The following is a 10,026-nucleotide window of genomic DNA, read 5'->3' as shown; positions in this document are numbered from 1 at the left end:
GGCGGTGACGGCACCCACCGCGAAACCACCATCGACAAGCTGGAGTTCGACGCCGACGGCCTGATCAAGAAGGTCGTGCCCACCCTGACCAGCGTCGACCCCGTCACCATCGTCCACGCCGGCCCGGACGCCGACGGCACCGAGGGCGACCCGATCCCGCTGAACGGGTCGATCTCCGGTGCGGGCAGCCCCAAGTGGGCGGTCGAGGAGGGAGCGCCCTGCGCCGTCGCCGACACCGGGGCGGCGAAGACCACGCTCACCTGCACCGACGACGGCACCTACACGGTCACGCTGACCGGGGGCCGCAGCAGCGACACGGCCACCGTCAAGGTCGCCAACGCCGCGCCGGCGATCACGTCCGCGAACGGGCCGGCGTCCCCGGTGTCGGCCGGCAGGCGCACGGTGGTCACCGCCGCGTTCGCCGACCCGGGCACCAGTGACACCCACACCTGCCGCATCGACTGGAAGGACGGCACCGAACCGACGGACGGCACGGTGAGCGGCACCAGCTGCCGGGCCGAGCACACCTACACCGAGGCCGGCATCCACCGCCCGGTGCTCACGGTCACGGACGACGACGGCGCCTCGGACAGCACCACCCTGCCCGAGCTGATCGTCTACGACCGCGCGGCGGGCCCCGCACTCGGCACCGGCGTGATCACTTCCCCGGCCGGCGCCCACCCGGCCAAGCCGGACCTGACGGGCAAGGCGGCGTTCTCCTTCGCGGCCGCCTACGCGAAGGGAGCCACGGTCCCCACCGGAAAGGCCGACTTCGACTTCGGTCCGGCGCGGCTGAAGTTCCGCTCCACCGGCTCCGACTGGCTCGTGGTCAACGGCTCCCAGGCCGTCTACCAGGGCAGCGGCCAGGTCGACGGGAGCAGCGGCTACGGCTTCCGTGTCACCGCGACCGACGCCCCGGACACCTTCCGTATCAGGATCTGGAAGAAGTCCACCGGTGACGTCGTCTACGACAACGTCACCGGCGCGAAGGCCACGGGCTTCGTCACGATCGGCGACGATCGTCGATAGGCCCTACATGCCCTGAGCCAGTGCCGAGACCTCGGCACTGGCTCAGGGTTTTTGCCGCGGCGCGGCAGGCCACTGCCACGCCGCCGCTCATGGACTACTCAGCAGAGGCAGGGGTCGGTGCCCCACCCCAGGCCGCCGATGTCGCCGTCCCTCAGGGCGCCGGCGTAGGCCTGCACCTCGTCGACGTCGCCGTGCAGGTACTCGCCCCAGCCGTCACCGGCCTTGGCCCGGCCGATCTGCAGGGCGCCGGAGCTGTGCCAGCCATTCGGGAGAGTGGCGGTGGCGTCGGTGTTGGTGTGGCCGTCGAGGTAGAGCTTGATCCGGTCGGTCGCGTCGTCGTAGACGACGGCCAGGCGGTGCCCCGAACCCTCGCCGCCGTCCGCGGCCTCGATCTGCGCGACGACGACCTCGGGCGCCCCCGCCTCGTCCCTCTGCGGCATCACCAGCTGCCAGGCGTGGGCGGACGGGTCGTAGCGCACCTTGAAGGCGTCCGTGTGCTCACCGCCCTGCGACAGCACGGTCATCGGAGCGGCCGGTTCGGCGTCGGCGAGGCGGACGACGACGCCCACGGTGAAGCTGTCCGAGGTGTCCACGACGGCGCTCTCGGTGGCCGCGTACCCCCTCTCGCCGTCCAGCTGGAGGTGGCCGTCACCGACGAGGGGGTAGGGCACGAACGGGCAGTCCGGATCGAGCTCGGGGAGGCAGGAGCCGTCCGGGCCGCGGTGGATCGAGGCGCCCGGGCCGAGCGTCAGCGGCGCCTTGCCGCTCTGCTCGGGGCTCACGCCGTCAGTGGCGGTCTCCAACGACCAGTGGCCGAGCAACGTCGGTCGACGGTGGGCGAGTTCGGTGACCTCGTCGGGGACGACGACCCGGTCGTAGGCGCGGACGTCGCCGAGTTCACCGTGCCAGCGGTCGCGGTAGCCGTCGCCGTTGCGGGAGCGGCCGATCTGGAAGGCGCCGGCGGTCTCGGCGGGCGTCGCCTCGGTCCTCGTGCCGACCTCGTGGCCGTTGACGTAGAGCTGCGCCTGACCGGTCTCCTTGTCGTACAGGCCCAGCAGGTGGGCCCACTCACCGGTCTCCGGGGCGCCGCCCGTCATACGGGTGCCGCCGACGGTGAACGACCACACCGGGCCCTCGTCCCGAGTGCGCAGCCCCAGTTCGAAGGCGGCGGAGTCGCCCGAGTCCTGGCCTGCCACGGCCATGTTCCGGTCCGTCCGCGCGGGCCGCGCCCAGGCGCTGACGGCGAAGGTCCTGCCGGTGTCGACGGCCGGGGCGGCCGGCGTGAGGAAGGCGTGCCTGCTGCCGTCGAGGCTCGCCACCGAGGCCAGCGCGGTCCCGCGCGGGGCGCTCGCGCCGAAGGTCACCCCGGAGCCGGCACCGGCGGCGGGTCCGCTCTCGGCCGCGGCGGCGGTGGAGCCGGCGGCGTCGGCGAGGGTCCAGTGGGCGACGGGGGCGCGGCCCGACTTGACCAGGAACTCGTACGTCGTGGTCGTACTGCTGCGGCCCGAGCGGTCGATCGCGCGGACACCGAGTCGGTCCGGGCGGGTCTTCAGCGGCAGGTGGCGGATCGTGACGGGGCCGCCGAGTTCGGCGGGGCGGGCGGTCAGCTGCGGGCCGCCGAGGAAGCTGTAGACGTACTGCGCGACGTCGTCCGACGGGGAATCCATGGTGAAGCTGCCGTAGACCCCGACGCCGTCCTGCCACTGGTCCTCGGGGTAGTCCGGGGACGTGACGACCGCCTTCTCGGGGCCGGCGTCGTCGTACACGAACTCGCAGGTCGAGCCGTCGCCCTCGGAGCTCCACGCGGAGGCCGCGGTGCCGTCGTTCGCGCGCACGTGCCAGGAGACAACGGTGTTCGCCGGAATGTCCTCCGGCATCCGCCACTGCTGGGTCGTACCGGACAGCGTCGCGCTCGTGGTGTGCGTACGGCGCTGTTCGGCGCCGTCGGCATCCGTCCACCAGGCCTCGAACTCGCCGCTGACCAGGTTGGCCTCGGCCGGCTGGTTGTCCTCCTCCGGGTCGTACAGCACGGCCCGCAGTGTCGGCGGCTGAGCGACATACGCCTTCTGCTCCCCGGTGGCGCACGGCTTGGTACCGGTCTGCAGGTCCTGGACCAGCGGCTGACGCGGCGGCAGGTTCTCGGCGGCGTGGGCGACGCCGGGCGCGGTCAGGACCGCGGCGGTGACGAGGCAGCCCACCGCAAAACGGCCGGGTCTGTGCCGGCTCCCGCTGTTTCTGGCACTGTTCACGTTTCTCCTCCCCTGGTGGGCCCGTGGATCACACGGGCCGCAGGAGGCTAACAGCGCCCACTGACATGTCCCCTGGCACGTCCCCTGAAACCGTCCTGAAACCGCGCCGAAGGCGACCCCCCGCACGCTCTCGGGCATGAACTCACCACGGCAGCACACCGGTCAGACACCACCGGCCATCGAGGCCACGGGGCTGCGCAAGGCGTACGGCACGAAGGCCGTCCTCGACGGCATCGACCTGCGGGTGCCGCGCGGCACGATCTTCTCGCTGCTCGGCCCGAACGGCGCCGGCAAGACCACCACCGTCCAGATCCTCTCCACCCTGATCCGCGCCGACGGCGGCACCGCCCGTATCACCGGGCACGACGTGGCCGGCGAGCCGCAGTCCGTGCGTGCCGCGATCGGGGTCACCGGCCAGTTCTCCGCCGTCGACAACCTGATCACCGGCGAGGAGAACATGGCGCTGATGGCGGACCTGCACCATCTGGACCGCCGCGAGGGCAGGCGCGTCACCGCCGAGCTGCTCGAACGCTTCGACCTCGTGGACGCCGCGAAGAAGCCCGCCGCCACCTACTCCGGCGGCATGCGGCGGCGCCTGGACCTGGCGATGACGCTGGTGGGCTCTCCCGAGGTGATCTTCCTGGACGAGCCGACGACCGGCCTCGACCCGAGCGCACGGCACGCCGTGTGGCAGATCATCCGCGAACTCGTCGACGGCGGGGTCACGGTCTTCCTCACCACGCAGTACCTGGAGGAGGCCGACCAACTCGCCGACCGCATCGCGGTCCTGAGCGGCGGCCGCATCGTCGCCGAGGGCACCGCGGACGAGCTGAAGCGGCTCGTCCCCGGCGGCCATGTCCGGCTCCGCTTCCTCGACCCGGCCGAACTCGCCCGCGCCGCCGAGGTATTGGGCGTCGGCCTCAGGGACGACGAGGCGCTGACCCTCCAGGTCCCGGGCGACGGCAGCGTCCACACCCTGCGCGCCCTGCTCGACGCCCTCGACGGCGCCCGCGTCGCCGTGGACTCGCTGACCATGCACACCCCCGACCTCGACGACGTCTTCTTCGCGGTCACCGGCCGCCCCGAGCAAGAGAAGGTGCAGGCCCGATGACCACCGCCGCCCGGCCCACCACCCCGCATCTGCGCGACTCGCTCACCATGCTGCGGCGCAACCTGCTGCACGCCCGCCGCTACCCCTCGATGACGCTCCAGGTCGCGCTCATCCCCGTCTTCCTGCTGCTCCTGTTCGTGTACGTCTTCGGCTCCGCGCTCGGCACCGGAACCGGCCAGGGCGGCGACCGCACCGCCTACCTCGCCTATCTCGTCCCCGGCATCCTGCTGATGACCGCGGGCGTCGGAGCCGTGCCGACCGCGGTCGCCGTGTGCACGGACATGACCGAGGGCATCGTCGCCCGCTTCCGCACGATGGCGATCTCCCGGGCGTCGATCCTGGTCGGCCATGTGGTCGGCAGCGTCATCCAGACGGCGTTCACCCTGGTCCTGCTGATGACCGTCGCTCTCGCCATCGGTTTCCGCCCTGACGCGAGTGCCGTTGAGTGGTTGGCGGCCTGCGGGCTGCTCACGCTCTTCGTCCTCGCGCTGACCTGGCTCTCGGTCGCCCTGGGACTGATCAGCAAGACGCCCGAGGGCGCCAGCAACGCCCCGCTGCCGATCTCGTTCCTGCTGCCCTTCGTCAGCAGCACCTTTGTGCCGGTCGACTCGATGCCCTCCGGGATCCGCTGGTTCGCCGAGTACCAGCCGTTCACCACGGTCATCGAGACGGTGCGCGGACTGCTGACCGGCACCGGGATCGGCCACAACGGCTGGATGGCCCTGGCGTGGTGCGTGGCGATCGCGGCCCTCGGGTTCGTGTGGTCGCTCCGCCTCTTCGACCGCGATGCCCACTGAACACCCCGACTCCAGAAGGGCAGTTGCCATGACCGCCGTCCGCCTCACCCCCGAACTCATCGAGAACCCCGTCGGCGCCTACGCCGACCTGCGCGCCCGCCCGGGCCTCGGCCACGTCCTCCTGCCGGGTCTCGGCACCCCGGTACGGCTGGTCACCCGCCACGAGGACGTGCGGGCCGCGCTGAGCGAGCCGCGCCTGATCCGGGACCGTTCGACGATCGCCGGCTCCGACATGCCGGATCCGCAGGCCGAGTTGCTGGCACAGGGCCTCGACGGCCTCCCGCCCGAGTACGCACGGTACCTCTCCGGCCACCTGGCCCTCTTCGACGGCGACGAGCACACCCGCCGCCGGGGCCCCCTCACCCGCGCCTTCACCGCCCGCCGGGTGGCCGCACTGCGCCCCTTCGTCGAGAAGACGGCACAGGACCTGATCGGGGCCCTCGCCGAGCGTGAACGGGCCGATCTGCTGGGCGAGTTCGCCTACCCGCTGTGCACGGCCGTGATCTGCGCACTGGTCGGCGTGGACGCGGCCGACCAGGACAAGGTGTGCGGCTGGATCCGGGACTTCGCGTACGGCGACGGCAGCCGCCTCATCGAGGGGCTCGGCGGTCTCGTGGAGTTCGCGTTGGACCTGGTCGCCCGGCGCCGAGCCGAGCCGGCCGACGACCTGGTGTCGGCGCTGCTGGCCGACGGCGGCATGACCGACGACGAGATCGTCACCGTCTTCTTCCTGCTGATCAACACCGGCATCACCCCGCCCGCCCTGTTCCTCGCCCACGCCGTCCTCGCCCTGCTGGACCACCCGGAGCAGCTGGAACGGCTGCGCGCCGAGCCGGAACTGCTCGGCCGGGCGGTCCCCGAACTGCTGCGGTACGTCACGCTGGTGCGCATGGGCGCCACGCTGTACGCCACGGAGGACTTCGTGTTCGCCGGCACGCCCCTGTCGAAGGGCGAGGCGGTGACGGTGGCCCTGTTCGCCGCGGACCACGACCCAGCCGCGTACGACACCCCCGAACGCCTCGACGTGACCCGGGATTTCGGCCGTGGCGACGGTCACCTCGCCTTCGGCCACGGCCCGCACTACTGCATCGGCGCGGCGCTCGGCCGGCTGGTGACGGGCGTGGTGTTCGAGGAGCTTCTCGTGAACCGGCCCACGGCACCGAAGTTGGCCGTGGACCGGGCCGACCTCCGCTTCGGGCACTGGCCCGGCGACGGCTTCCACCTGCTGAGCCTGCCGGTCAGGCTGTGAGCCTCCCCCGCCCCCGCACCAGGCCGAGCGCGGCCTCGCGCAGCCCGTCGTCGTCCAGGGCGGCGTATGCGGACACCGCGTCCTCGTACGCCGCCTTGTCGGCGTGCTCGGCGTCCTCGCGGGCGCGGGCCGAGGACATCGTGGGCTGGAAGCTGCGCAGATACCGGAACCGCTCGGCGAGCGCGATCAGCCGTACGCCGCCCGCGTCCCCCGCGGCCAGATCGGCCGTGCCGAGCGCGAGCAGCAGCGCGCCGCACAGCGGGAAGTAGGCCGGCTGGACGGCGGGCGAGCGGGTCAGCAGGCTCGTGAGGCGGTCGGGGAAGGCGGCGAGGAGGTGTGCGACGAGGTCCGCGCGGCCGTGCCGGGCGTGTGCGGTCACGGCGACCGACTCGATTTCCGGCCCCCAGGCCTCCACCACCGATGCACCTGCGGGTACCGCGTGCGCGATGTCCGCCAGCCGGTCCAGGGTCCGGCGCCACAGGCCCAGTCCCGTCTCGATGTCGCCCCGCGCGAGCGCCATCTCGGCGCGGGCGCCCAGGTCAGGGGTGAACGGGTCGGCCACGGCGCTCTCGCGCTGGTACCGCAGCGCCTCCTCCAGCCAGTGTTCGGCCTCGTCGAGGTCCCCGGCCTGCAGACTGGCCAGCATGATCCCCCAGCGCAGCCCGATCGAGTCGGTCCACTCGCCGTATTCCCGAAGGGCTTCGAGCGCGGCCTTCATGGGCCCGATCGACTCCGCGCCGCGTTCCATCTGCAGGCACAGTTCGGCGAAGCGGGCCCGCGGCCAGATCCGGAGCACCGGGATGTCCTGGTCACTGACCGCGTCGAGCATCCGGCGGGCGGCCACGAGGGCCCGGTCGGGTTGCCTCTCGTGTTCCCACACATAGCTGGCGGCACCGCTGGCGATGCCCGCGAGCAGCGGCTCGTCGCTGTCGCACAGCGCGTCAAGCGTGCCGCGGCCGCCGGGCGCGAGTATCTCCGGCAGGGCGCTGAGCACCGTCGCCACGGCGCGGACCAGGGTGTCCGGCGGGGCGGGCGGCAGGCGGCGCAGCGTGACGAGGGTGCGTGGCGCGCCGGGGCCGAGGCCGAGGAAGGCGTTGGCGGTCAGCAGGGCGGCGGCGGTGCGGGCCGGTTCGACGTACTCGGGGCCCGGCCGGTAGTGGGAGAGCAGCGGCGCGGTGTCCTCCATGAGGGCGATCAGCCGGGCGTAGTTGGTACTGGCCTCGGTGGACCACAGGCTCCCCAGTACGGCCGTGACGGCGGCGACGGTGTCCGCGTCCGCGAGGCCGAGCGCCGGCCGCAGGGCGTGCACGAGGTTGTCCTGCTCGGCGCGGATCAGATGCCAGGACGCGAACGGGTCGGCACCGAAGGGCGCGTCGTGGTGGGCGGCCCCGAAGTCCCGTGCCCAGCGCAGGAATCGCTCGGTGACCGCCTCGTCCTCACCGGCTCGCTCCCGATGCGCGGCCGCGAACTCCCGTACGGTCTCCAGCATCCGGAAGCGGGTGCCGTGCGGGGTGTCGGTCACCTTGAGCAGGGACTGGTCGACGAGGTCCTCGAGGATCTCCAAGGCTTGGGGGTCGTCGAGGAGTTGTTCCGCTGTCTCGGCGGTGAAGCCGGCCGGGAAGACCGACAGGGCACTCAGGGCGGCTTGCCCCGGCTCCTCCAGGAGGTTCCAGCTCCAGTCGACGACGGCGTGCAGGGTGCGGTGGCGGTGGGGTGCGTCGCGGGGGCCGCCGCGCAGGAGGGCGAAGCGGTCCTCCAGGCGGCGGGCGATCTCCGGGACCGACAGCACGCGGACGCGGGCGGCGGCGAGTTCGGTGGCGAGCGGCAGCCCGTCCAGACGGTGGCAGAGGGCGGCCACGGTGTCGGCGGGCAGCTCGACGTCGGGGCGGGCGGAGCGGGCGCGCTGCTCGAACAGCTCGACGGTGGTGGCGAGGTCGAGTTCGGGGAGGGGGTAGACGGTCTCGGAGGACAGTCCGAGCGGGGCCCGGCTGGTGGTGAGGACGCGCAGATCCCGCGTCCTCGACACGAGTGCCTGGACGAGGTCGGCGACGCCCTGGACGACCTGCTCGCAGTTGTCCAGGACGAGCAGCGCGGGCCCGGAGCCCAGTGCTCCCACGATGCCGGCGATCAGGTCGCCCCCCGCGGCGGGCCGCAGCCCCTCGCCGATGCCCAGCGCGGAGGCGACCTCGGGGGCGACGTCCGCGTCCTGGCGGACGCCGGCGAGCGGCACCAGGTGCACGATCCGCTGCTCGGCGTCCCGGGCCACGGCGCTCGCGAGCCGCGTCTTGCCGAGCCCGCCGGGGCCGACGACCGAGGTGACGCGGGCGCTGTGCAGCAGCCGCCGCACGGCTGCGACATCGGCGTCCCGGCCGAGCAGCGGGTTGGGTTCGTGCGGTACGCCGCGCCGGACGGTGGGCGCCTCGCCGCGCAGCAGCTCCTGGTGCAGCTCCTGCAGGGCGGGCCCCGGATCGGTGCCGAGCTCGTCGCGCAGGCGGCGCCGGTAGGTGTCGTACGCCGCCAGCGCGGCGGCCGCGCCTGCCGTGGCCGCCTGGCAGCGCATCAGCTCCAGCAGCAGCTCCTCGTCGAGCGGATGCGCGCGCACCAGCTCGCCAAGCGGTGCCGCAGCCTCCTCGCGGCGTCCCGAACGGGCCAGCGACAGCGCCCGCAGTCGCGTCAACGACCGGTGCGTGACGGCGAGTTCGAGACGCAGCGCCGCCACGGGGTCGTCGTGGAGCCCTTCTTCCGCCGGGCCGCCGTCCCACAGCGCGAGCCCCTCCTCGGTCTCGGCGACCGCGCCGTGATGGTCGCCGGCCCGCGCCTTCTCCGTGCCCGCGGCGGCGTGCAGCTGGACGGCCCAGGCGTCGACCTGGTCCTCGCGCAAGGCGATGCGGTAGCCGGTGGGTGTGCTGGCGATGATCTCTCCGCCCAGCAGCGAGCGGGCCCGCGAGACCAGGATCTGCAGCGCCTTGGTCGGGTTCTCCGGCTGCTCGTGCGGCCACAGCCCGTCCACGAGCCGCCCCCTGCCGCATCCGGCCCGCGGCTCCCCGGCCAGCAGCGCGAGCAGGGCGCGCAGGCGGGGCGCGGTGATCTCCTTGCCCCGGTGGGAGACGGACGTCAGCAGCGTCAACTCGATGGTCACCCGAGCAGGTTACGGGCGCAACCCTCTTGCAACGTTCCCCGTGCTGCCCTTGCACCCATGTATGAGGAGACCCCGCGCGTCGAACTCACTCCCGCCGCCGCCGACCTGCTGCGCCGTCTGCACGCGACGCACGGCCCGCTGATGTTCCACCAGTCCGGCGGCTGCTGCGACGGCAGCGCGCCGATGTGCTACCCGGCGGGCGAGTTCCGCACGGGCGACTCGGACGTGCTGCTCGCAGAGCTGGACGTCGAGGGGGTGGCGGAGCCGGTGACGTTCTGGATGGCGCGCAGCCAGTACGAGGCGTGGAGCCACACCCGGCTGATCGTCGACGTCGTGGAGGGCCGGGGCAGCGGCTTCTCGCTGGAGGCACCCGAGGGGGTGCGTTTCCTCACCCGTTCGCGGGTCGTCGGCGCCTAGCAACCCTGCAGGTCATCGCCGTCTGGTGCACTTCC

At 73.0% G+C, this 10,026-nt stretch carries 7 protein-coding genes; 5 read left to right on the top strand and 2 right to left on the bottom strand.

Annotated elements, in window-relative coordinates; genetic code table 11:
- On the top strand, positions 1–1,029 hold a 1,029-nt coding region (locus ACTMVF_RS32520), incomplete at its 5' end, for a PKD domain-containing protein (protein WP_441274662.1).
- A 98-nt stretch (positions 1,030–1,127) separates the two neighbouring features.
- On the opposite strand, the gene ACTMVF_RS32515 is transcribed toward ACTMVF_RS32520, so the two are convergent.
- A complete protein-coding gene (locus ACTMVF_RS32515; RefSeq protein ID WP_441274672.1) occupies positions 1,128–2,696 on the bottom strand; it encodes a LamG-like jellyroll fold domain-containing protein in 1,569 nt (522 codons plus the stop codon).
- A gap of 718 nt (positions 2,697–3,414) precedes the next feature.
- Between ACTMVF_RS32515 and ACTMVF_RS32510 the strand changes: the two genes are divergently transcribed.
- From ACTMVF_RS32510 to ACTMVF_RS32500, 3 genes are read left to right on the top strand one after another with little or no spacing between them, the layout of a single operon-like run.
- Positions 3,415–4,389, top strand: coding sequence for an ATP-binding cassette domain-containing protein (locus ACTMVF_RS32510; RefSeq protein WP_441274661.1), 975 nt, complete (start codon positions 3,415–3,417; stop codon positions 4,387–4,389).
- The gene (locus tag ACTMVF_RS32505; RefSeq protein WP_441274660.1) at positions 4,386–5,186 is read left to right on the top strand and encodes an ABC transporter permease; all 801 of its coding nucleotides are present in this window, start codon (positions 4,386–4,388) and stop codon (positions 5,184–5,186) included. Before ACTMVF_RS32510 ends, ACTMVF_RS32505 begins: the two co-directional genes overlap by 4 nt.
- 28 nt (positions 5,187–5,214) lie before the next feature.
- Complete coding sequence (locus ACTMVF_RS32500; protein ID WP_441274659.1) at positions 5,215–6,435, top strand: cytochrome P450; 1,221 nt, start codon at positions 5,215–5,217, stop codon at positions 6,433–6,435.
- Here the strand turns inward: ACTMVF_RS32500 and ACTMVF_RS32495 are convergent.
- Positions 6,425–9,574 carry an ATP-binding protein gene (locus tag ACTMVF_RS32495; protein ID WP_441274658.1) on the bottom strand — a complete coding sequence of 1,050 codons (3,150 nt, stop codon included), beginning with the start codon at positions 9,572–9,574 and terminating at the stop codon, positions 6,425–6,427. The genes ACTMVF_RS32500 and ACTMVF_RS32495 overlap by 11 nt on opposite strands.
- Positions 9,575–9,631: 57 nt before the next feature.
- Here ACTMVF_RS32495 and ACTMVF_RS32490 point away from each other — a divergent pair, with 57 nt between their 5' ends.
- On the top strand, positions 9,632–9,991 hold the full coding sequence (locus ACTMVF_RS32490; RefSeq protein WP_441274657.1) for a DUF779 domain-containing protein: 360 nt from the start codon (positions 9,632–9,634) through the stop codon (positions 9,989–9,991).
- The last annotated feature ends 35 nt before the right edge of the window (positions 9,992–10,026 follow it).

Source organism: Streptomyces sp. SD31, assembly GCF_052068475.1.
In the GTDB taxonomy this organism is placed as follows: Bacteria; Actinomycetota; Actinomycetes; order Streptomycetales; family Streptomycetaceae; genus Streptomyces.
The sequence above is the reverse complement of the archived record's forward strand: the minus strand, read 5'-3'. Positions and strand labels throughout refer to the sequence as shown.

Bases quoted from the DNA above. Each gene is read 5' to 3' on its own strand.
- ACTMVF_RS32515 (WP_441274672.1), bottom strand. From the start codon at position 2,696: ATGGATTCCCCGTCGGACGACGTCGCGCAGTACGTCTACAGCTTCCTC.
- ACTMVF_RS32510 (WP_441274661.1), top strand. From the start codon at position 3,415: ATGAACTCACCACGGCAGCACACCGGTCAGACACCACCGGCCATCGAG.
- ACTMVF_RS32505 (WP_441274660.1), top strand. From the start codon at position 4,386: ATGACCACCGCCGCCCGGCCCACCACCCCGCATCTGCGCGACTCGCTC.
- ACTMVF_RS32500 (WP_441274659.1), top strand. From the start codon at position 5,215: ATGACCGCCGTCCGCCTCACCCCCGAACTCATCGAGAACCCCGTCGGC.
- ACTMVF_RS32490 (WP_441274657.1), top strand. From the start codon at position 9,632: ATGTATGAGGAGACCCCGCGCGTCGAACTCACTCCCGCCGCCGCCGAC.